The organism is Pseudomonas sp. GL93 (assembly GCF_003408955.1).
In the GTDB taxonomy this organism is placed as follows: Bacteria; Pseudomonadota; Gammaproteobacteria; order Pseudomonadales; family Pseudomonadaceae; genus Aquipseudomonas; species Aquipseudomonas paracarnis.
The window spans coordinates 1-21,838 of sequence record NZ_NKRF01000063.1 but is presented as its reverse complement, the minus strand read 5'-3'; the positions used below and the strand labels follow the sequence as shown (position 1 = coordinate 21,838).

Annotated in this window: 16 protein-coding genes and 1 pseudogene; 7 read left to right on the top strand and 10 right to left on the bottom strand. The window is 61.5% G+C overall.

What is annotated here, in order from left to right; translation table 11 throughout:
- Positions 1-4 precede the first annotated feature (4 nt).
- The 4 genes from CER19_RS11125 to gap form a co-directional block, all read right to left on the bottom strand.
- The gene (locus CER19_RS11125; protein WP_116666458.1) at positions 5-2,569 is read right to left on the bottom strand and encodes a TonB-dependent receptor; all 2,565 of its coding nucleotides are present in this window, start codon (positions 2,567-2,569) and stop codon (positions 5-7) included.
- Positions 2,570-2,684: 115 nt separating this feature from the next.
- Entirely contained in the window at positions 2,685-3,653 is a 969-nt protein-coding gene (locus tag CER19_RS11120) for a FecR domain-containing protein (RefSeq protein WP_116666457.1), read from the bottom strand.
- Between the two features lie 74 nt (positions 3,654-3,727).
- Positions 3,728-4,246: an RNA polymerase sigma factor gene (locus CER19_RS11115; protein WP_003193922.1), complete on the bottom strand. Its 519-nt coding sequence runs from the start codon at positions 4,244-4,246 to the stop codon at positions 3,728-3,730.
- 137 nt (positions 4,247-4,383) lie between these two features.
- Complete coding sequence (gene gap, locus CER19_RS11110; RefSeq protein ID WP_003193921.1) at positions 4,384-5,385, bottom strand: type I glyceraldehyde-3-phosphate dehydrogenase; 1,002 nt, start codon at positions 5,383-5,385, stop codon at positions 4,384-4,386.
- 221 nt (positions 5,386-5,606) lie between these two features.
- On the opposite strand from gap, the gene edd reads away from it, so the two are divergent.
- The 4 genes from edd (at position 5,607) to CER19_RS11090 (ending at position 10,718) form a co-directional block, all read left to right on the top strand.
- Positions 5,607-7,433, top strand: a complete 1,827-nt coding sequence (gene edd, locus CER19_RS11105; RefSeq protein ID WP_116666456.1) for a phosphogluconate dehydratase — start codon at positions 5,607-5,609, stop codon at positions 7,431-7,433.
- Positions 7,430-8,386 (top strand): glucokinase, encoded by a 957-nt coding sequence (locus tag CER19_RS11100; RefSeq protein ID WP_116666455.1) that lies wholly within the window; start codon positions 7,430-7,432, stop codon positions 8,384-8,386. The genes edd and CER19_RS11100 overlap by 4 nt, the downstream gene beginning before the upstream one ends.
- Positions 8,387-8,524: 138 nt before the next feature.
- A complete protein-coding gene (locus CER19_RS11095; protein WP_003193918.1) occupies positions 8,525-9,259 on the top strand; it encodes a response regulator in 735 nt (244 codons plus the stop codon).
- Positions 9,249-10,718: an ATP-binding protein gene (locus CER19_RS11090; RefSeq protein WP_034128612.1), complete on the top strand. Its 1,470-nt coding sequence runs from the start codon at positions 9,249-9,251 to the stop codon at positions 10,716-10,718. Before CER19_RS11095 ends, CER19_RS11090 begins: the two co-directional genes overlap by 11 nt.
- A 123-nt stretch (positions 10,719-10,841) precedes the next feature.
- Here the strand turns inward: CER19_RS11090 and CER19_RS11085 are convergent, their stop codons facing one another.
- On the bottom strand, positions 10,842-11,771 hold the full coding sequence (locus CER19_RS11085; protein ID WP_116666454.1) for an AraC family transcriptional regulator: 930 nt from the start codon (positions 11,769-11,771) through the stop codon (positions 10,842-10,844).
- A 327-nt stretch (positions 11,772-12,098) separates the two neighbouring features.
- Here CER19_RS11085 and CER19_RS11080 point away from each other — a divergent pair, with 327 nt between their 5' ends.
- Positions 12,099-12,440: an antibiotic biosynthesis monooxygenase family protein gene (locus CER19_RS11080; protein ID WP_116666453.1), complete on the top strand. Its 342-nt coding sequence runs from the start codon at positions 12,099-12,101 to the stop codon at positions 12,438-12,440.
- 41 nt (positions 12,441-12,481) lie between these two features.
- Positions 12,482-12,721: a hypothetical protein gene (locus CER19_RS11075; RefSeq protein ID WP_116666452.1), complete on the top strand. Its 240-nt coding sequence runs from the start codon at positions 12,482-12,484 to the stop codon at positions 12,719-12,721.
- Between the two features lie 131 nt (positions 12,722-12,852).
- Here the strand turns inward: CER19_RS11075 and CER19_RS11070 are convergent, their stop codons facing one another.
- From CER19_RS11070 to CER19_RS11050, 5 genes and pseudogenes are all read right to left on the bottom strand, one after another.
- Positions 12,853-13,485 (bottom strand): flavin reductase family protein, encoded by a 633-nt coding sequence (locus CER19_RS11070; protein ID WP_116666451.1) that lies wholly within the window; start codon positions 13,483-13,485, stop codon positions 12,853-12,855.
- Positions 13,486-13,620: 135 nt separating this feature from the next.
- Complete coding sequence (locus tag CER19_RS11065; RefSeq protein ID WP_116666450.1) at positions 13,621-14,940, bottom strand: MFS transporter; 1,320 nt, start codon at positions 14,938-14,940, stop codon at positions 13,621-13,623.
- Positions 14,941-15,219: 279 nt separating this feature from the next.
- A complete protein-coding gene (locus CER19_RS11060) occupies positions 15,220-16,545 on the bottom strand; it encodes a sigma-54 dependent transcriptional regulator (protein WP_116666449.1) in 1,326 nt (441 codons plus the stop codon).
- Positions 16,539-18,305 carry an ATP-binding protein gene (locus CER19_RS11055; protein ID WP_116666448.1) on the bottom strand — a complete coding sequence of 589 codons (1,767 nt, stop codon included), beginning with the start codon at positions 18,303-18,305 and terminating at the stop codon, positions 16,539-16,541. The genes CER19_RS11060 and CER19_RS11055 overlap by 7 nt, the downstream gene beginning before the upstream one ends.
- Positions 18,306-18,486: 181 nt before the next feature.
- A pseudogene (locus CER19_RS11050) lies at positions 18,487-20,010 on the bottom strand (fumarate hydratase).
- A 332-nt stretch (positions 20,011-20,342) separates the two neighbouring features.
- Between CER19_RS11050 and CER19_RS11045 the strand changes: the two are divergent.
- Complete coding sequence (locus CER19_RS11045; protein WP_116666447.1) at positions 20,343-21,284, top strand: iron-sulfur-binding ferredoxin reductase; 942 nt, start codon at positions 20,343-20,345, stop codon at positions 21,282-21,284.
- The last annotated feature ends 554 nt before the right edge of the window (positions 21,285-21,838 follow it).

Here is a 21,838-nt window from a genome sequence, read left to right as displayed (position 1 = left end):
TGGGTCAGATGTCCCAGATCACGTTGATCGCAAAGTTGCGACCGGGCTGGGTCAGGCGGTCGAGGTTGGCCGGGCCGGTCACACCGGCTTCGCCGACGCTGTCGTAGCTGCGCACGTCATCCCAGTTCCAGTACTTCTTGTCGGTGAGGTTGTAGAGGCCACCGTTGACGGTCACGTCTTTGCTCACCTTGTAGTAAGCGGTCAGGTCGAGGATGCCGAAGCCCGGGGTCTTGAACGGGCCGTCGGTGCCGCCGTCGGGCGCGTGGAAGGTCGTGCTGTCGACGCGGTCCTGTTTTTTTACCAAGGTCCAGCTCAGCAGGCCACCGTAAGTGTCCTGGTCGTAGCCCAGGCCAAACACGCCCTTGAGCGGGTTGACGCTGTTCAACGGCTCGCCATTGTCGTCATTGCGACCGTGGGTGTAGGCAACCGAGCCTTGGGTATACAGGCCCTTCGGCGCGCCGAAGGTATCCAGGTTCAGGCGGCCCTTGGCTTCCACGCCCTTGATGGTGGCGCGCTTGATGTTGACCGCCTGGAACTGCTCCACGGTGCCGCCGACCACGGCGTTGTCTTCGTCGATAAAGTCACGGTACTTGTTGTAGTACACCGCAATATCGAAGGAGCCTTCGTCGAATTTGCCGCGAATCCCGGTTTCGATGCCTTTGCTGGTTTCTGGCTTGAGGTCGGGGTTGGGTTCGACGGTGTAGCCCAGGTTAAGGTTTTCGAAGCGACCGTACAGCGCTTTGGCAGACGGCGTGCGGAAGCCCTCGGCGTATTGGCCGAACCAGGTGTAGTTGTCGGTCAGGGCGTAGGTCAGGCCGAACTTGGGTGTTACGCGGTTCCAGGTCTTGTCTTTGCCATCGACGGCATAGGCGCCGGTCGGGTTGACGGTGTTGAGGAATTGCTGGGTCAGCTTGGGCTTGAGCCGGGTGTAGTCATACCGCACGGCGGGCAGGAAGGTCCATTTGTCCCAGGTGATCTGGTCCTGGGCGAACAGCGAGTAGGTGTTGATGGTCGGGTCGGGGAAGTCGCTGGCCTTTTTCACGCTGTCGCTGGCTGATGGGCTGGGCGCGCCGATGGCGGTGCAGCCGGCGCCAATGGCCAGGCACGAGGCCGAGCCTTCGCGTGATCCGGTGACTTTCTGCTGCTTGAGGGTGGTGCCGTAGGTGACCTGGTGGTCGGTTTCACCGAGGCTGAATGCTTTGTCCAGTTGCGCGTCGAAAACCCACTGTTTTTCTTCGTAAAGGGTGTCGCGGGTACGCAGGACGCGACGGCCGGCCTGGTAGATTTCGGCGGTGGTCTGGTCGGTCTTGGCGATCTGGTAGTTGAGGCTGGTCTTGATGCGGTCGGCAATCGGCGACTCCAGGGCGAAGGTGTTTTCCAGGCCGAAGCGCTCGCGGGTAATGGTGTCGTTACCGCGACGGTCGCGGTACAGGTTCATGCCTCGGCCACCGATGAACGGGCCGCCCACTGCGTTTTTCAGATTGACGTCGCGGTCATCCTTGAACTTCTCATAGGTCAGGCCCAAGCGATTGTCATCGCCATAGTTCCAGCCCAGCTTGGCCAGCACGTTGGTGGTGCGCGCATCTTCTGGGTTGGCGCCGGTACGGGCCAGGCCGGTGGCGTTGTTGCCATCGTAGGATTCGGTTTCATGGCCATTGCGCTGGCTCAGGTGCAGCAAACCGTCGAAGTCTTGCACACGCCCGGCGAAGGTGCCGGAGGTCAGCCAGCTCTCGTCGGCGGAGCTGTAGCCGGTCTTCAGGCGGGCGCCGACGTCCTGGCCTGGCTTGATGATGTCATCCGGATCGAGGGTGAAATAACTCACCGCGCCACCGATGGCGCTGCTGCCGTACAGGGCCGAGGCCGGGCCGCGCAGGATCTCCACGCGCTTGACGATTTCCGGGTCGACGTAGTTGCGACGGGTCTTGGCGTAGGGGCCGTTGAAGAAATTGTCGGGCACTTCGACGCCATCCACCTGGGTGAGCACGCGATCGCCGTCGATACCGCGAATGTTGTAGCCCGCGTTACCCGAGCGCGTACCAGCGCCGCCGACGGAAACGCCGGGTTCGTAGCGCACCAGTTCACGGATGTTGTTGACGTTCTGGCGGTCCAGTTCTTCGCGGTCGTGCACGCTGACGGTGCTCGGTACGCTGTTCACATCCTGTTCATTGCGGGTGGCGCTGATGGTCACCTGTTGCAGGGCGAGGGCGCTGCCGGCGCTACGTTTTTCCAGCACGATGTTGTTGGTGCCCAATTTGCGATAGCTCAGGTTGGTCCCCACCAACAGCCGCTCCAGGGCTTTTTCCGCTGGCAGCGGGCCGCGCACGCCTGGGGACGATACGCCCTGGCCCAGTTCGGCCGGCAGGCCGACTTGCCAACCGGTCACTACGGTAAAGGCGTTAAGCGCCGACACCAGTGGCTGCTGTTCGATGCTGAACGTGTAATTGGCGTGGCTGCGAGCGGCAGGTTCCGCGGCGGTGGCGCTCATGACGGGGGCGCCAGCCAGAAGGATCGCAGCGGTCAGCAAGGACAAAACGGGCGAAGCAGACCGGCGGTTGAAACGAGAGGACATCGAGAGCGCTCCGGGAGACGAATCTTATAGTTGCGAACCGAACCAAATAGGAATCAGTTGCATTGGCTATAACGAGACGTATCGCCGGTTAACATCGAGTAAAAATAATTCTCATTTAGTTCAGGATCACCAGCGCCGGGTACTCCGACAGCTTGGCCGAGGTGATGTGAGCCAGGGAGCGCACCACGTCCAGGGGCTGGTCGAGGCGGTAGTTGCCGGTGACGGCGACGCTGGCCAGTTGCTCGTTGTTGTTGACGATCCAGCCTGGGGAATAGCGGCGCAACTCAGCCAGCACTTCGCTCAGCGGGCAGTTTTCGAACACCAGCCGGCCCTGCACCCAGGCCAGGTCCTTGCTGGGATCGAGCTTGGCCGGTAGGCCGAAACCCTTGGGGCCGATGCGGATGCTTTCACCGGCGCTCAGGCGCACACGGGCATCGTCGAAAGTATTGCTCAGGTCGACATCGCCGCGCTGCACTTGGACCTGGGCTTCACCATTGAGGTAGCGCACGGCAAAGGCGGTGTCACTCACGCTGGCGCGCACCGGGCCGGCGTCGATCTCCAGGGGCAGGCCACGGGTGGGCGCTATTTCAAAGAACGCTTCGCCCTGGTAGAGGCGGGCAATGCGCTGGTGGTCCTTGATGGTGCTGGAAAACGCCGAGTTGGTGTTCAGCAGCACCTTGGAGCCATCGTCCAGTTGCAGGCGCTGGCGCTCGCCCACCACCGTCAGATGGTCGGCCTGCAAACGCACCGGCAGGTTGCTGAAACTGAACAAGCCGACCAGTAACACGGCGGCGGTGGCCAGGGGTTTCCAGTGCGGTTTGATCCGGCGCCAGCCGCTGGGCTTGCGCGGTGCGGCGAGGGCCACGGCGGCGCTGTGTACCGGCGCGTCACCCCAAGCGGCCTGGGCCTTGCTGAAGGCGTGGACATGCGCCGGGTTCTGGGCCAGCCAGGCGTCGAACTCGGCCTGCTGGCCCGGTTGCGGGCACTGCAAGGCAATCAGCCAATCGAGGGCTTGGTCCATGGCCGCGTCTTGCAACACCTCATGAGCCAACGCATGGGGGCGCAGTTTATTCGGGTCCGTCACGGTGTTCCTCGGGTCTTCGCCACGTTCTATTCATTTTTCCTACAGCTTGGATCGACACCTCTGTCAGGTGAAGCTTAAGGCTGATCCAGCCTTTCGGCCACACCCACACAGATGGCCATGATCAATTTGAGTTCCTTTTGCACCGTGCTCAAGGACACACCCAACTGATCGGCAATCTCCTGGTAGCTGCAACCGTGCAGGCGGCTGAGGATGAAAATCCGCTGTTGGCGGGCGCTCAACTGGCCGAGGCTGACACTCAGGTGCTCCAGCAGTTGCTCGGCCTGAGTGGCTTCCTCTGGCGTGCTGGCGGGCGCGGCGACGCTTTGCAGGACATCCAGCGGGACATCCTCCTGCAGCGTACGCGCCTGAATCCTGCGCGAGCGCAAATGATCCAGCGCCAGGTTGCGGGCTGTCTGGTAGACAAAAGGTTCAAGGTGGTCGATTGGCCGCTCGCTCAGGGCCCGAGTCACGCGCAGGTAGGTTTCCTGCAACAGGTCCTCGGCAGTGCTGTGGTTATGCACCATGCGTTGCAGAGTTCGTAGCAGGATCACCCGTTGGGTGAGGAAGACGTGGTTGAAGCGAGATTGGCTCACAGTGATACCAGACCGATTTGCAGTGAATGATAATGCTTATCATCAACTGAAATGGCAAGTGGCACTTTGAGATGCCTTGGAGATTGTGTGGGGGCCAGGCTCCCACACAAGTCAGTCCATGCAATCCAGCCCAGGGCTTATTCGGCGTTGCACAACGCCAGGCAGTTATCCAGCATACGGTTGGAGAAGCCCCACTCGTTGTCATACCACGCCAATACTTTGAGCAATTTGCCACTGACCTTGGTGTGGTTGGCGTCGAAGATCGACGACAGCGGGTTATGGTTGAAGTCGCTGGAAACCAGCGGCAGGGTGTTGTAGCCGAGGATCTTCGAATGCTGGCTGGCGTGTTTGAGCAGGGCATTGACTTCGTCGGCCGTGGCTTCTTTCTTCAGCTGCACGGTGAGGTCCACCAGCGACACGTTGATCACCGGTACGCGTACCGCCATGCCGGTCAGCTTGCCTGCCAGTTCCGGCAGCACCAGGCCCACCGCTTCAGCGGCGCCGGTCTTGCTCGGGATCATGTTCTGGGTGGCCGAACGCGCGCGGTACGGGTCGGTGTGGTACACGTCGGTGAGGTTCTGGTCGTTGGTGTAGGCGTGAATGGTGGTCATCAGCCCACTTTCGATGCCCAGCTCGCGATGCAGCACCTGGGCCACCGGCGCCAGGCAGTTGGTGGTGCACGATGCGTTGGAAATGATCTGGTGGGATTGACGCAAAATGTCATGGTTTACCCCATAGACCACCGTGGCGTCCGCGCCCTTGGCCGGGGCCGAGATGATTACTTTGCGCGCGCCGGCGCTAATATGGGCGGCAGCCTTGTCACGGTCGGTGAACAGACCGGTGCATTCGAACACCACGTCAATCTTGTGCGCAGCCCACGGCAGGTCGGCGGGGTTGCGAATGGCACTCACGGCAATCCGGTCACCGTTGACGGTCAGGCTTTCCTGATCGTGGGCAACCTCTGCGTCGAAAGTGCCGTGTACGGTGTCGTACTTGAGCAGGTGGGCATTGATCGAGCTGTCGCCCAAATCGTTGATGGCGACGATCTGCAGATCCTGGCGATAGCCTTGGGTATACAGTGCGCGCAGGACATTACGGCCGATACGGCCAAAACCATTGATTGCGATTCGAAGAGTCATCGGAAAGTGCCTGTCGTCGATTTGTTGTAAGAATTACAAGATTATTCGCATAAAAATAGAAAACAAGCCTTTTTAGTGGCAATATTTTGTTCAATCTACAACGAGTGACCTGAATCAACTGGTCCGATGATCCAAACGACCCCCTGCCATCCCATGAGCCGTGGGCGTTTGATCAGCATAGACTCTCAGGTCGCCACATCCGTTAGCCTGGAGTTCTATACATGCATCCCCGCGTTCTTGAGGTCACCGAACGGCTTATCGCCCGCAGCCGCGCCACCCGCGAGGCTTACCTTGCGCTCATTCGCGGCGCAGCCAGCGACGGTCCGATGCGCGGCAAGCTGCAATGCGCCAACTTCGCCCACGGCGTGGCCGGTTGCGGCACCGAAGACAAAAACAGCCTGCGCATGATGAATGCCGCCAACGTGGCAATTGTTTCTTCTTATAACGACATGCTCTCGGCGCATCAGCCCTACGAGCATTTCCCTGAACAAATCAAAAAGGCTCTGCGTGAAGTCGGCTCGGTCGGCCAGTTCGCCGGCGGCACCCCCGCCATGTGCGACGGCGTGACCCAGGGCGAGCCGGGCATGGAGCTGAGCCTGCTCAGCCGTGAAGTCATTGCCATGTCCACGGCGGTAGCGCTGTCCCACAACATGTTCGACGCCGCGCTGATGCTGGGCATCTGCGACAAGATCGTCCCTGGCCTGATGATGGGCGCATTGCGCTACGGCCACCTGCCGATGATCTTCGTGCCTGGCGGGCCGATGCCGTCGGGCATCTCCAACAAGCAGAAGGCTGATGTGCGCCAGCGCTACGCCGAAGGCAAGGCCAGCCGCGAAGAGCTGCTGGAATCGGAGATGAAGTCCTACCACAGCCCCGGCACCTGCACTTTCTACGGCACTGCCAACACCAACCAGTTGCTGATGGAAGTCATGGGCCTGCACTTGCCCGGCGCTTCGTTCGTCAACCCGTACACGCCGCTGCGGGATGCGTTGACCCGCGAAGCCGCCCACCAGGTCACGCGTTTGACCAAGGCCAATGGCAACTTCACGCCGATCGGCGAGATCGTCGACGAGAAATCCATCGTCAACTCCATCGTTGCGCTCAACGCCACCGGCGGCTCCACCAACCACACCCTGCATATGCCGGCCATCGCCATGTCGGCAGGCATCATCCTGACCTGGCAGGACATGGCCGACCTCTCCGAGGTGGTACCAACCCTGTCCCACGTGTATCCAAACGGCAAGGCTGACATCAACCACTTCCAGGCGGCGGGCGGTATGTCGTTCCTGATCCGCGAACTGCTGGAAGCCGGCCTGCTCCATGAAGACGTCAACACCGTGGCTGGCAAGGGCCTGAGCCGCTATATCCAGGAACCTTTCCTGGTGGATGGCGAACTGGTCTGGCGCGACGGCCCGATCGAAAGCCTCGACGAAACCATCCTGCGCCCGGTGGCCCGTGCGTTCTCGCCGGAAGGCGGCTTGCGCGTGATGGAAGGCAACCTCGGCCGTGGCGTGATGAAGGTTTCGGCGGTGGCCCCGGAGCATCAGGTTGTCGAAGCGCCGGCGGTGGTGTTCCAGGACCAGCAGGACCTGGCCGATGCTTTCAAGGCCGGCTTGTTGGAAAAAGACTTCGTTGCGGTGATGCGCTTCCAGGGGCCGCGCTCCAACGGCATGCCGGAACTGCACAAGATGACACCGTTCCTGGGCGTGTTGCAGGACCGTGGTTTCAAAGTGGCGCTGGTGACAGACGGGCGAATGTCCGGCGCGTCGGGTAAGATCCCTGCCGCGATCCACGTCAACCCCGAAGCCCAGCGCGGCGGGCCGCTGGCGCGGGTCCAGGATGGCGATATCATCCGTGTGGATGGCGTTACCGGCACCCTGGAGCTTAAGGTGGACGCCGAAGTATTTGCAGCGCGCACGCCTGCCACGGGCCTGTTGGGCAATAACGTGGGGGCCGGTCGCGAGCTGTTTGCATTCATGCGCTTGGCCGCAAGCTCCGCAGAGCAGGGCGCCAGCGCCTTTACCTCTGCCTTGGAGACGCTTAAGTGAAGCTTGCGCTGGTCGGTGACATCGGGGGGACTAACGCCCGTTTTGCGTTATGGCGGGATCAGGAACTGCATTCGATCCGTGTGCATGCCACGGCGGATCACGGCAGCCCTGAAGAGGCGATCAAGGTCTATCTCAGAGAAGAAGGCCTGCAAATCGGGGACATCGGTGCGGTGTGCCTGTCGGTGGCCGGGCCGGTGAGCGGCGATGAATTCAAGTTCACCAACAACCACTGGCGCCTGAGCAAAACCGCGTTTTGCCAGGCCCTTCAGGTGGATGAACTGTTGCTGGTCAACGACTTCTCGGCCATGGCCCTGGGCATGACCCGGCTCAAGCCCGACGAATTCCGTGTGGTCTGCGAAGGCACGCCGGAGCCCTTGCGCCCGGCCGTGGTGATCGGCCCAGGCACGGGTCTTGGCGTCGGCACCTTGCTGGACCTCGGCGCAGGCCGTTGGGCAGCATTGCCGGGGGAGGGTGGGCATGTCGACCTGCCCCTGAGCAGCCCACGGGAAACCCAGCTGTGGCAACACATCTACAGCGAGATCGGGCATGTCAGCGCCGAAACCGCGTTGAGCGGTGGCGGCTTGCCGCGGCTGTACCGGGCGATTTGTGCGGTGGATGGGCATGAGCCGGTGCTGGACACCCCCGAAGCCATCACGGCGGCGGGCCTGGCCGGCGATCCGGTGGCCATGGAAGTATTGGACCAGTTCAGCATCTGGCTGGGCCGGGTGGCGGGCAATAACGTCTTGACCACCGGTGGGCGCGGTGGCGTGTATATCGTGGGCGGGGTGATACCGAGGTTTGCCGACTTCTTTATCGCCAGTGGTTTCGCCAAAAGCTTTGCGGATAAAGGCTGCATGAGCGACTACTTCAAGGGTATTCCCGTGTGGCTGGTGACGGCGCCGTATTCCGGGTTGACTGGGGCTGGCGTGGCGCTTGAGCAAGCTTTTGCATAGGTCATAATGGCGCCATCGCAGGCAAGCCAGCTCCCACACTTGGAATGCATTCCAGACTGTGGGAGCTGGCTTGCCTGCGATGGCGGCCTAAAGGGCACCCGATGATTTAAGCCAGGCCATAACAACAAGGAGGCCCCCGTGAGCGTAATCAGTAAATCCATTCTCCTCGTCGACGACGACCAGGAAATCCGTGAATTGCTGCAAACCTACCTCAGTCGCGCCGGCTTCCAGGTCCGTGGCGTGTCCGACGGCGCGGGGTTCCGCCAGGCGATGAACGAGGCACCGTGCGACCTGGTCATCCTCGATGTCATGTTGCCGGACGAAGACGGCTTCAGTCTGTGCCGCTGGATCCGCCAGCACCCGCGCCAGGCGCAGGTGCCGATCATCATGCTCACCGCCAGTTCCGACGAAGCCGACCGCGTGATCGGCCTGGAGCTGGGCGCCGATGACTATATCGGCAAGCCGTTCAGCCCCCGCGAGTTGCAGGCGCGCATCAAGGCACTGCTGCGCCGCTGCCAATTCGGCCAGGAGCGCAGCAGTGGCGGCGATGTGTGGGTGTTCGATGAATGGCGCCTGGATATGATCAGCCACCGCTTGTTTCATGTGGATGGTGAAGAGGTAATTCTCTCCGGTGCCGATTTCGCCTTGCTCAAGTTGTTTCTCGACCACCCGCAACAGATCCTCGACCGCGACACCATCGGCAACGCCACCCGTGGCCGCGACCTGATGCCCTTGGACCGTATCGTCGACATGGCCGTCAGCCGCTTGCGCCAGCGCCTGCGCGACACCGAGAAACCTCCGCGGCTGATCCGCACCGTGCGCGGCAGCGGCTATCAACTGGCAGCCAGCGTGGTTGCCGGCAATGCCCACTGAACCGCTGAACGAACGCCGTCGCCGCTTCCCGGTACCCCGCTCGCTGCTGGGGCGCATGTTACTCCTGACCTTGCTGGCGGTGCTGTTCGCCCAAGCGCTGTCCAGCGTGATCTGGGTGTCGCAACTGCGCGCCACCCAGCTTGAGGGCTTGGTCACCAGCGCCCGCAGCCTGGCGCATTCAATGACCGCCAGCGTGAGTTATTTTCGTTCGCTGCCGGTGGCCTATCGTCCGTTGGTGCTGGACCAATTGCGCAGCATGGGCGGCACGCGTTTTGTGGTGACCCTGAATGATCGCCCGCTGGATATGCAGATATTGCCCGAAACCCCGCGCAAGCAGGCGGTGCTGGTGGCGGTGGATGAAGTGCTGCGCCAGACCCTGGGTGCCGACGTGCATATCTCGGTGGAGTTCGTCAGCGCCGAAGACCTGCGCATCTTCAATGCCGGCCTGAAGCTCGACGAACTGCCACGCTCCTGGGCGCATTACGCGCTGACCCTGGAACCGGTGAACCCGCCGGTGCTGGTCACCCAGATCCAATTGGCGCCCGGCGAATGGCTGTACATCGCCTCGCTGTTGCCCGAGCCCTACACCAGCCTGGAAGAGCAAGGCCTGCCGTCCCAGCAGGTGTGGTTTATCGTGCTCACCAGCGGTTTTCTGCTGTTGTTCATCGGCCTGCTGGTGCACTGGCAAAGCCGACCGCTCAAGCGCCTGGCGCGAGCGGCGCGGGACATGTCCCTGGGCGCCGATGTGGAGCCGGTGGCTGAAGGCGGCGGTAGTGAAGTGGTGGAAGTGGGCCGTGCATTCAATGCCATGCGTGAACGTATCAGCCGTTACTTGACCGAGCGCAGCCAGTTGTTCAGCGCGATTTCCCATGACCTGCGCACACCCATCACCCGCCTGCGCCTGCGCGTGGAATTGCTGGAAGACGAGAACCTGCAAAACAAATTCGGCCGTGACCTGGATGAACTGGAATTGCTGGTCAAGGGCGCGCTGCAATGCGTGAAAGACACCGACATCCACGAAAACATCCAGCCGGTGGACCTCAATCACGTCCTCGAATGCCTGGTGGAGCCATACCTGGCACCCCATGGCAATGGCCGAGTGACCCTCGATGGCGCGGCGCTGTCAGCCTACCCAGGCAAGCCGCTGGCGCTTAAGCGTTGCATCGGCAACCTGATCGACAACGCGCTGAAGTACGGGCAGAACGCGCATTTGCATATCGAGGACGATGGCGTGCAGTTCATCCTGCATGTGGATGACGAGGGGCCTGGTGTGCCGCAGCAGCGACTGGAGCAGGTGTTTGAACCGCACTTCCGTCTGGCCGGCCAGCAGCAGGGTTACGGATTGGGGTTGGGGATTGCGCGCAATATTGCCCACAGCCATGGGGGCGAAGTGAGTTTGCAGAATCTGCGCGAAGGCGGCCTGCGCGTCACCCTGCAACTCCCCCGAACCTTGGATTAGTAAGCGCCGCCGATCAACTGTGGGAGCTGGCTTGCCTGCGATTGCGGTGGTTCAGTTGACTCATCAGCGACGGACACACCGCCATCGCAGGCGAGCCAGCTCCCACATTTTGCTCCGCGTACATCAGATGCTTTGACGCAACCGGGCCAGGTCGCGCAGCGGCGGCGCACCGAACAACCGGCTGTACTCCCGGCTGAACTGCGACGGGCTTTCATACCCCACCCGATACCCCGCCGCCGAGGCCTCCAGCCCTTCGGCAATCATCAGCCGCCGGGCTTCCTGCAAGCGCAGTTGTTTCTGGTATTGCAGCGGGCTCATGGCCGTGATCGCTTTGAACCGGTGGTGCAAGGTCGAGACGCTCAGATTCACTTCCTTGGCCAGGTCGTCGATACGCAGCGGCTGTTCATAGTTGCCGTTCAGCCACTTGATCGCCCGGCTTACCCGATGGCTCTGGCTATTAGTCACAGCAATTTCATACAGGCGATAACCCTGCGGGCCACGCAGCAAACGGTAGAGGATTTCACGGTTGATCAGCGGCGCGAGCATCGCGATGTCTTTAGGGGTGTCCAGCAAGCGGGTCAGGCGCAGCACCGCGTCGAGCAGTGCGTGATCAATGCGGTCGACGTACATGCCTCGTGAGGTCGGGCGCGAGGGCACGCCCATTGGCCCGGCCTCTGCGATCAGCGCTGTGAGTTGCGCCGGGTCGATATTGATACGCACCGAGAGGTTCGGGTCCTCGGCGGTGGCGTCGATGATGCGGCCGGCCACCGGCATCGCCACCGAGAACACCAGGTAGTTGAGCGGGTCGTAGGCAAAGATCTCGTCGGCCAGGCGTACTTCCTTGCTGCCACTGGCGAGGATGCACAGCGCGGGTTCCACCAGCACCGGCATGAAATCTCGGGGCGCGTTGTGGCGGTTCAGGTACAGCGAGGTGATCGCCGTGCCGTAGGAACCGTCCTCCCAGGTATGGCGGTGCACGATACTGGCCAGCTCGGCGCGTTGTTTCTCCATCTCGGCATCGAGGGGAACGGACTTGGATTCTGGCGACGGCATGGGGCGTCCTCTACACGCTGCTTTGATGGGCTCAGCTTAGCGGCGGCTTTTCAAATAGTGTTACGTCGATTCTGCAGGATCCTTGCCTGATCCTGCGAGATGGCGTGAATCAGGCAAGTACATAGCCTGTCATCTGCCTGAAACATGAGGCCTGGGCCTGGAATAAATCCTGGGGCCGAACGTCTTCCCTACGCTTCTCGCAGGATTGTGCAATAAGCCTGCAGGAATTGACTAACCGCGCCCACCTCCGCGCCGTTATCTTTGATCCTGTGGCAACACGTTCTCATTGTGCTTGCCGAGCATCACTTCTCAACGGGAGAGTCGAACATGTCCACCCCCATTCCCGCGAGCCATATGGCCTTTATCCGTGCCCGTAGCGGGTGCAGCACCGAACTCGGTGCACGCTTGAGCAGTTTGATTGAACCGGGTCGCCAGGCCCAGGGTTGCCTGCAATTCTCGTTGCAGCACTCCCAGGTCGATCCCGATGTCTGGCTGGTGTCCGGGTTCTGGAGCAGCGAGCAGGCCATGAGCGCCTACTTCAACTCTGCGGCCCTGATGATCTTCACTGAGCTTCTGAACGACATGGTCGTGCGCAGCATGGACTTCCAGACCTTCACCGACGCATCGGCCACACAGGCCTACGGCGAGTACCTGCAACTGGCCGGTTAACGGTTAGAATGGCCGACTTTCCATTGGCCAGGACCTGCAACATGGCACGTAAACAATTTGCCCACCACGAAGCCGTTTCCGCCGTAGTACCGGGCGAAGGTGGCTACAGCGCCGCCGTCGCTGTCAAGGCACTGGATGGCATGGGCGCACCCAGGTTTCATAAGATCCTTGATGGGCAGACGTTCAAGACTGCGTCCGATGCCGATGATGCGGCGACGTTGCAACTTGAGCGGCTGGTCGATGTGGATGCAGAAGGGCAACTGACCTGGGCAATTGCTTAACGCTGAGGCAGCACACCTAACTAATGTGGGAGCTGGCTTGCCTGCGATAGCGGTGTATCAGCCACTCCTGAGTTAACTGACCCACCGCCATCGCAGGCAAGCCAGCTCCCACAGTTTTGATTGCATTGCAGTCAGGGTTTTGTGGCGCCTGGTCGGTACATCTTGAACAGTGCTTGCGGCCCCAACTGGAAATAATCCGCCGGGCCACCCCCACGCAAAATCGGCTCGGCGGCAGCGGTGTCGTAGATCCCGTCCTTGAGCAACCATTTGGCGATGTGCACCGCAACCACCTCGCCCAGCACCAGCCAGCTTGGCACCAACTGTTGATCGGCACGTTGCAGCTGGATGATCTGCGTCACCTTACATTCGAACGACACCGGGCTCTCGCCCACCCGTGGTACGCCAACGATTTTCGAAGCCACCGGCGTCAGGCCGGAGAGTTCGAATTCATTCACCTCGGGCGATACCGCCGCGCAGCTCTGGTTCATCTGCTCGGCCAGCGGGCGGGTGGCCAGGTTCCAGACGAATTCGCCGGTCTGTTCGATGTTATTCAGGCTGTCTTTACGCCCGACACTGGAAAACCCAATGATCGGCGGAATGTAGTTGAACGCATTGAAGAAGCTGTAGGGCGCCAGGTTCAGGCGGCCTTCGCGGTCGTGCGAGGAGATCCAGCCAATCGGGCGTGGGCCGACGATGGCATTGAACGGGTCATGGGGCAGGCCGTGGCCGTTGGCGGGTTCGTAAAAGTGGATATCGTCGGACATCACCTGCTCCATATGGAATTCTGGGGCACGCATCATAACGAATGTGGGAGCGGGCTTGCTCGCGAATGCGGTGGGTCAGTTGATACAACTTTGACTGATCCTCCGCTATCGCGGGCAAGCCCGCTCCCACATTTTTTAGTCGGTGGTGATTCGCGAGTGTTTACGCGTGTCTTTCATGGTCACGTAGACCATCAACGACACGGCGATACACGCGGTCACGTACCAGTAGTAGCCAGTTTCCATACCGATGCTCTTGAACCACAGCGCGATGTATTCAGCGGTACCGCCGAAGATCGACACGGTCAGGGCATACGGCAGGCCTACGCCCAGTGCACGGATTTCGGTCGGGAACAGCTCGGCCTTCACCACGGCGTTGATCGAGGTGTAGCCGCTGACGATGATCAGTGCTGCCATGATCAGGAAAAACGCGCCCCACCAGCTTTGGATGGTGTGCAGGGTGGTGAGGATTGGCACGGTGAACAGGGTGCCAAGCACGCCGAAGGCGATCAGGATCGGGCGGCGGCCGACTTTATCCGACAGCCCGCCGATGATCGGTTGCAGGCACATGAACAGAAACAGCGTCGCCGCCGAGATGGTGGTGGAGTCGGAGATGCTCATGCCGACGGTGTTCACCAAGTATTTCTGCATGTAGGTGGTGTAGGTGTAGAACGCCAGGGTGCCGCCCATGGTCAGGCCGACCACGGTCATCAGTTCCTTGGGGTGGCGCATCAAGGTGCGCATTGCGCTTTCCTTGGCTTTTTCTTTCTTGGTGAACGACTCGGTTTCTTCCATGCCGCGACGCAGGTACAGCGCGACCACTGCGCACAGGGCGCCGATGGCGAACGGGATGCGCCAGCCCCAGGCGTACAGTTGTTCGGTAGTCAGCACCTGTTGCAGCACGATCAGCACCGCCAGGGCGATGAGCTGGCCGGAAATCAGGGTCACGTACTGGAAGCTGGAGTAGAAACCGCGACGTTCCTTGGTGGCCATCTCACTGAGGTAAGTGGCAGAGGTACCGTATTCGCCGCCGACCGACAGGCCCTGCAGCAGACGGGCAAACACCAGCAGGATCGGCGCACCGATACCAATGATTTCATAGCCGGGGCTCAGGGCAATCAGCAGCGAGCCGAAGCACATCAGGTACACCGAGGCCATCAAGGCTTTTTTACGCCCGACTTTGTCGGCGTACAGGCCCATCAGCCAGCCACCGATCGGGCGCATCAGGAAGCCTACGGCGAAGATCGCGGCGGTGTTGAGCAGTTGGGCAGTGGTGTCGCCTTTGGGGAAGAAGGCTTTGGCAAAGTACAGCGAGAAGGCGGCGTAGACGTACCAGTCGTACCATTCGACCATATTGCCGACCGATCCGCTGAAGATCGACTTGATGCGGCTGGAGGTGGTGCGCTCCTGCGCTTTTGCGGCCGTCGATCCCAGAGGCACGGTGTTGGAGTTATCCATTGAAGGATCCTTCATCTAGTTGTTTTTATGGAGCGGCGCGTGCGCAGCCTGTTCGGGCTATAGCAGGAGCTGTGCCAGGTAGAGGAAGGCCCGGAATAGAAGGGTTATGGGTTTTTTTTGAGCGGAAAGTCGCTGATGGTTTTTAGGTGATGAGCGGAAATCCGCTTATAGCTACTGGCCTCTTCGCGAGCAAGCCCGCTCCCACAGGTTGGAATGCATTTCAAATGTGGGAGCGGGCTTGCTCGCGAAGACGTCCTTACAATCAATACAGAAGCGGGATCAGAGAAACATCTCCCTCACCAACCCATGCCGCTGCATCTTCTCATTGAAGGTACGACGCGGCAGTTGCAGCTCGGCCAGCACCGCCTTGATATCACCCTTGTGCCGCGTCAACGCGGCCTTCAGGCAGTGTGCCTCGAACGCCTCCTGCTGCGCCGCCAACGACTGCCCGGCTTCGATCCCTTGCGGTTCCGGCTCGTCCAGCCCCAACACCTGGCGCTCGGCGACGTTGGCCAGCTCGCGCACATTGCCCGGCCAGTCATGGCTGAGCAGGCGCCCCAGCTGTGGCCCACTCAAGGGCTCGACCTGGCGGCCCAAACGCTCGGCGGCGCTTTGCGCAAAATGCTCGTACAGCAGCGGAATATCTTCGCGACGCTCACGCAATGGCGGCAGGCGCAGTTGCGCGACGTTGAGTCGATAGGCCAGGTCTTCGCGAAAGCGCCCGGCACGGGCCTCTTCCAGCAGGTCGGGCTTGGTGGCGGCGATGATGCGCAGGTCCACATGGATACTCTGGTTGGAGCCCAGCCGCTCCAGCTTCTGTTCCTGCAACACGCGCAGCAATTTCACTTGCTGGGCCAGGGGCATGCTTTCGATTTCATCCAGGAACAAGGTGCCGCCGTGGGCATATTCCAGCTTGCCGATACGTTTGCCCTGGGCACCGGTGAAAGCGCCGCTTTCGTGCCCGAACAGCTCGGCCTCGAACAACTGCTCGGGGATCGCCGCGCAGTTGAGGGCTACGAAGGGCTTCTTGGCGCGTGGGCCGAAGTCATGCAGGCAGCGGGCGACCAACTCCTTGCCGCTGCCGGTCTCGCCACGAATCAGCACATTGACCGGCAAACTCGCCAGGTCCAGCACTTGGCGGCGCAAGCTTTGCAGGCCCTTGGACACGCCCAGCAGGCTGGACTCCAACTGCGCGCGATGATCGGCCTGTTGATGCAGGCGGCGGTTTTCCAGGATCAGGCCACGCTTGTCTAACGCCCGGCGCAGGCTGTTGAGCAAGGCGTCGGGGCTGAAGGGTTTTTCCAGGAAGTCGTAGGCCCCGTCGCGCATGGCTTCGACGGCCATAGGCACGTCGCCATGGCCGGTGAGCAAAATCACCGGCAAATCGGCATCGCGGCGCTGCACCTCGGCCAACAGCTCAAGGCCGCTGAGCCCCGGCATGCGCACGTCGCTCAGAATCACTCCGGCAAAGTCCTTGGGCAATTGCGCCAGGCACTCTTCGGCGCGGCTGAACAACTGCACTTCAAACCCCGACAGGCTCAGCCATTGCTCGACGGCCGTGCGAATACTGGCTTCGTCATCGACCACAATCACCGCGTTCAACATAGGTCTGGCGTCTCCAGGGCGATAGGCAGGGTCAAGGTGAAAGTCGCGCCATCGCCACGGTTAGCGGCACTCAGGCGTCCGCCCAGTTCATGCACGATAGCGTAGGACACCGCGAGCCCCAAGCCGAGCCCGTCGCCCACCGGTTTGGTTGTGAAAAACGGGTCGAACACGCTGCTCAAATGTTCTTCGGCAATCCCGCCGCCGCTGTCGCAGACGCTCAACTGCCACAGCTGCTGATCGGCGTGCAGGCGGATTTCCAGGCGCTTGCGCGGTTTATCGGCCATGGCGTCGAGGGCGTTGCGCAACAGGTTGATCAGCACCTGCTCCAGGCGGATCGCGTCGCCACGTACCCAGGCCGGGCGGGTGAGGTCCAGCACCACACCGATGGCTTCGTCACGCAGGCGCGCGTCGAGCAGGTGCAAGGATTGGTCGACCACCGTCGCCAGGTCCAGCTTTTCGCGCAGGCCACTGGGGCTCTTGCGCGCGAACGTCTTCAGGTGGCCGGTGAGCGCGGCCATGCGCGTGAGCATGTCATCCAATGGCGTGAGAGCCTTGTAGGCATCGTCCACGCGACCATGGTCGAGCAGCAGCCGCAGCGTCGCCAGTTGCATGCGCTGGGCGGTCAGCGGCTGGTTGATTTCATGGGCGAGGGCGGCCGACATCTGCCCCAATGCCGCCAGCTTGGCCGACTGCACCAGGCCATCCTGGGCGGTGCGCAGCGCCTGGGTGCGTTCTTCGACCAATTGTTCCAGCTCTTCACGGCTGCGCTGGCGCAAGCGCGCCAGGCGCCAGCGCTGGCTGAGGAACAGCACCAGGAACACCAATGCCAGCCACGAACCCGCAGCGGCAAGGCCCGCGTTACGTTGGTCTTCAAAGGCGAACTGGGGTTTGCGCAACAGGTGCAGGGTCCAGCCTTCGCGCTTGAGCGGCAGCGACTCCCAGATGTAATTGGCGTTACCGTCGGGGCCGCTGACGCGAATCAAGTGGCTGTTTTCGTCAAAGCGTTGCAGGGGCTGGGTGTCCAGTGGCTGCAGTTGCTTCTTGTCGTATTGGCGGGTGGCTTTGAGTTCAGCCAGGTCATTTTCGGACAACGGCCGCAGGTTGCGATAACGCCAGCCCGGCTGGTTGGCGATAAACACGATGCCCCGCGCATCGCTGACCAATAGCAGGTCATTGCCCTGGGCCCATTCGCGCTCCAGCTCGGGGAACTCCAGCTTGACCACCATGGCGCCGAGGAACTGCTCTTGCTCATCCACGACCGCGCTGGAAAGAAAGTAGCCCGGAATACCCGTGGTAACGCCCACCGCATAAAAGCGCCCGGTGCCCTGGCTCAGGGTCTGGCTAAAATACGGCCTGAACGCGTAGTTGTGGCCGACGTAACTGCTGGGCAGGTTCCAGTTGCTGGCGGCCACAGCCAGGCCGGTGCGGTCCATCAGTTCCAGGGTCGAAGACTGCGCAGCGCCGTTGATGCGCTCCAGCTTGCGGTTGAGCCGGTCTTGCGTAGCGGCGTCCAGCGGGCCCTTCAAGGCGCTGATCATCTCCGAATCCAGCGCCAGCACGGCGGGCAGGGCACGGTAGCGTTCGATCAGGGTGTGCAGCGAGTTGGCATACAGCGCGAGTTGCTGATTGGCACGGGCGGCGTCGTCCACCAGGGCCTGGCGTTCGGCATGGCGCGTGGCCAAGGCGGCGGCCAGCACCGCACCGGCGATGATCAACAGGGAATAGAAGGTCAGACGCAGGGGGCGAGGGATCACGATCATACGATGATGAACAGGCACGGTAAGGGGCGAGCACCATAGCATGGGCGGCTCATATCTTGTGGCCAAGGAGCTTGTGTGGGAGCTGGCAAGCCAGCTCCCACATGAACGAGTTTGTTCCAGGCATAAAAAAGGCGACTGGGCCATGGGGCCGCAGTCGCCTTTATGCTTGTGGAGAAAGTGCTTACTGCACTTCTACCGCCAGGCTGTCACTGATCTTTTTCTGCCAGATGGCAGGACCGGTGATGTGGACGGACTCACCTTTGCTGTCCACTGCAACGGTGACCGGCATGTCTTTCACGTCGAACTCGTAGATGGCTTCCATACCCAGTTCGGCGAAGGCAACCACGCGCGACTTCTTGATGGCTTGGGCCACCAGATAAGCTGCGCCGCCCACGGCCATCAGGTACACGGCCTTGTGGTCCTTGATCGCTTCGATGGCGGTCGGGCCGCGCTCGGATTTGCCGATCATGCCCAGCAGGCCGGTTTGCTCGAGGATCTGACGGGTGAACTTGTCCATCCGCGTCGCAGTGGTCGGGCCCGCTGGGCCAACCACTTCTTCGCGCACCGGATCAACCGGGCCGACGTAGTAGATAAAGCGGCCCTTGAGGTCCACCGGCAAGGTTTCGCCCTTGTTCAGCATCTCGACCATGCGCTTGTGCGCCGCGTCGCGACCGGTGAGCATCTTGCCGTTGAGCAGGACGGTTTCGCCCGGCTTCCAGCTCTGCACTTCTTCAGGGGTCAGGGTGTCGAGGTTGACGCGGCGGGCCGATGGGCCGGCTTCCCAGACGATTTCCGGGTAGGCGTCCAAGGGTGGCGCTTCCAGCGACGCCGGGCCCGAACCGTCGAGCACGAAGTGCGCGTGACGGGTGGCGGCGCAGTTGGGGATCATGCACACCGGCAGGGACGCGGCGTGGGTCGGGTAGTCCATGATCTTCACGTCGAGCACGGTGGTCAGGCCACCCAGGCCCTGGGCGCCGATGCCCAGTTGGTTGACCTTCTCGAACAGCTCCAGGCGCATTTCTTCGATACGGTTCTGCGGGCCGCGCTTTTTCAGCTCGTGGATGTCGATGGACTCCATCAACACTTCCTTGGCCATCACCGCGGCTTTCTCGGCGGTGCCGCCGATGCCAATGCCGAGCATACCCGGTGGGCACCAGCCGGCACCCATGGTCGGAACAGTCTTGAGCACCCAGTCAACGATCGAGTCGGACGGGTTGAGCATGGCCATTTTCTACTTGTTCTCGGAGCCGCCACCCTTGGCCGCCACGTCCACTTCCACGGTGTTACCCGGGACGATGGAGTAGTGGATGACCGCAGGGGTGTTGTCCTTGGTGTTCTTGCGCGCACCTGCCGGGTCGGCGAGGATCGAGGCGCGTAGGACGTTTTCCGGCAGGTTGTAGGCGCGACGCACGCCTTCGTTGATCATGTCGTCCAGGCCCATGGTGGCGCCGTCCCAACGCACGTCCATACCCACGCGCACGAACACGGTGACAATACCGGTGTCCTGGCAGATCGGGCGGTGGCCGGTGGCACACATGCGCGAGTTGATCAGGATCTGGGCGATGGAATCACGGGCTGCCGGCGATTCTTCGCGCAGGTAGGCTTCGTGCATGGCCTGGATGAAGTCAACGGGGTGGTAGTAGGAAATGAATTGCAGGGCGTCGGCAACGCTCTGAATCAGGTCGTCTTGCTTGATCACGGTCATGAGTCGCGCTCCTCTATAAGGGAACATTCAATAAAGATGGTGTCAGTGTTGCATCGGTCGGCTGAAGCCATCTTTCCAAGGCACGCCAGAATGGTGCAGGCGCGACGCTAAAAAGGCGCGGCAGTATAACCCGGCACGGTGGCCGATACACCCGACTATGGTCAAAGTCTGAGGAGTGTGAACACAGGCCAATGTGGGAGCGGGCTTGCTCGCGAAGGCGGTGTACCCTTCGACGTAGGTGGTTGCTGATACTCTGCCTTCGCGAGCAAGCCCGCTCCCACCAAACGCGACCCGCATTATGGATTAGCCCTTTGCAATGATTGAGCCCTTATATGCCTGAACTGTACGTCGGCGAACGCCATTGGTCGGTCTCCCCCGGCAGCAACCTGCTGGATGCCTTGAATCAGGCCGGCGTGGCCGTGCCCTTCAGTTGCCGGGCCGGCAGTTGCCATGCGTGCCTGGTGCGTTGTGAGGGCGAGGTTGACGACCAGCAGCCCGAAGCCCTGAGCCCGACGCAGCGCCAGCAAGGTTGGCGCCTGGCGTGCCAGTGCCGGGTCAGTGTGGACCTGAAGGTCGAAGCGTTTGATCCTCAGCGCGATGGCCTGCCCGCCCAGGTGGTGGGCGCCGATTGGCTGAGTTCGACGGTACTGCGCCTGCGCCTGCAACCAGAACGTGCCCTGCGGTACAGGGCCGGGCAGCATTTGGTGTTGTGGGCGGGGCAGGTGGCACGCCCTTATTCCCTGGCGAGCTTGCCCCAGGAGGAGCCGTATCTGGAGTTCCATATCGACTGCCGTCAACCCGGTGCCTTCAGCGATGCCGCGCGACAGTTGAAGGTCGGTGAGCCTCTACGCCTGGGCGAACTGCGGGGTGGAGCACTGCACTATGATCCTGACTGGCAATCGCGACCCTTGTGGCTGCTTGCCTCCGGTACTGGCCTGGGCCCCTTGTGGGGCGTGTTGCGCGAGGCACTGCGCCAGGATCATCAGGGCGACATTCGCGTGATTCACCTGGCCCATGAGGCCGAGGCTCATTATCTGGCTGAACCCCTGGCAGCCCTTGCCGCGCAGCATGGGCACCTCACCGTGGAGCTATGGACCGCGGCGCAGTTGCAGCCGGCATTGGCGCAACTGCGGCTTGTTTCCCGGCACACCCAGGCCTTGCTTTGCGGGCATCCTGCCAGCGTCGAGGCCTTTTCCAAGCGCTTGTTCCTGGCGGGCCTGCCGCGTAATCAATTGCTGGCGGATGTGTTCCTGGCTCGCCCTTTTACGTTATGAAAAGCCTGCTCAAGTCGGTATCGGAGCTTATCGTCCGGAGCCGATGACGCCATCGCAGGCAAGCCAGCTCCCACAGTAGACCCAGTTGTCTGACTATTGTGGGAGCTGGCTTGTCTGCGATGAGCATAGGTATCTACACAACTTTGGGGCGACGCTGGACCTGTGGCGAGGGAGCTTGCTCCCGTGACGGCCTGACAGCCGGCGCATCCCTACCTGACACCCCAGGATCCAAATGTGGGAGCTGGCTTGCCTGCGATGACGGCCTTCCAGCCGATGCTTATCTACCTGACACCCCACGATCCCACTGTGGGAGCGGGCTTGCTCGCGAAGGCGGCATGACAGCCGACACTGTTATACCGAGTACATATCCATTCCTGCGGTAACGGCCACTTAGGGTTCCGCCCTGACGGCGGCTCACTTTGCAAAAGCGGCAAAGTAAGCAAAACGCTCTTGCCCCGGCGTTTTTCAAGGTGGTTGTCGCGTCAACCGTTCTGCTATGCCGCTTTTTGTTCGCTCTGTTGGTCCCGATCCGGATTCAGCAGCACCGTTCCTAC

Excerpts from the sequence above, each read along its gene's own strand:
- CER19_RS11125 (WP_116666458.1), bottom strand. The coding sequence starts at position 2,569 with ATGTCCTCTCGTTTCAACCGCCGGTCTGCTTCGCCCGTTTTGTCCTTG.
- gap (WP_003193921.1), bottom strand. The coding sequence starts at position 5,385 with ATGACTCTTCGAATCGCAATCAATGGTTTTGGCCGTATCGGCCGTAAT.
- edd (WP_116666456.1), top strand. The coding sequence starts at position 5,607 with ATGCATCCCCGCGTTCTTGAGGTCACCGAACGGCTTATCGCCCGCAGC.
- CER19_RS11090 (WP_034128612.1), top strand. The coding sequence starts at position 9,249 with ATGCCCACTGAACCGCTGAACGAACGCCGTCGCCGCTTCCCGGTACCC.
- CER19_RS11085 (WP_116666454.1), bottom strand. The coding sequence starts at position 11,771 with ATGCCGTCGCCAGAATCCAAGTCCGTTCCCCTCGATGCCGAGATGGAG.
- CER19_RS11080 (WP_116666453.1), top strand. The coding sequence starts at position 12,099 with ATGTCCACCCCCATTCCCGCGAGCCATATGGCCTTTATCCGTGCCCGT.
- CER19_RS11075 (WP_116666452.1), top strand. The coding sequence starts at position 12,482 with ATGGCACGTAAACAATTTGCCCACCACGAAGCCGTTTCCGCCGTAGTA.
- CER19_RS11070 (WP_116666451.1), bottom strand. The coding sequence starts at position 13,485 with ATGTCCGACGATATCCACTTTTACGAACCCGCCAACGGCCACGGCCTG.
- CER19_RS11065 (WP_116666450.1), bottom strand. The coding sequence starts at position 14,940 with ATGGATAACTCCAACACCGTGCCTCTGGGATCGACGGCCGCAAAAGCG.
- CER19_RS11060 (WP_116666449.1), bottom strand. The coding sequence starts at position 16,545 with ATGTTGAACGCGGTGATTGTGGTCGATGACGAAGCCAGTATTCGCACG.
- CER19_RS11055 (WP_116666448.1), bottom strand. The coding sequence starts at position 18,305 with ATGATCGTGATCCCTCGCCCCCTGCGTCTGACCTTCTATTCCCTGTTG.
- CER19_RS11045 (WP_116666447.1), top strand. The coding sequence starts at position 20,343 with ATGCCTGAACTGTACGTCGGCGAACGCCATTGGTCGGTCTCCCCCGGC.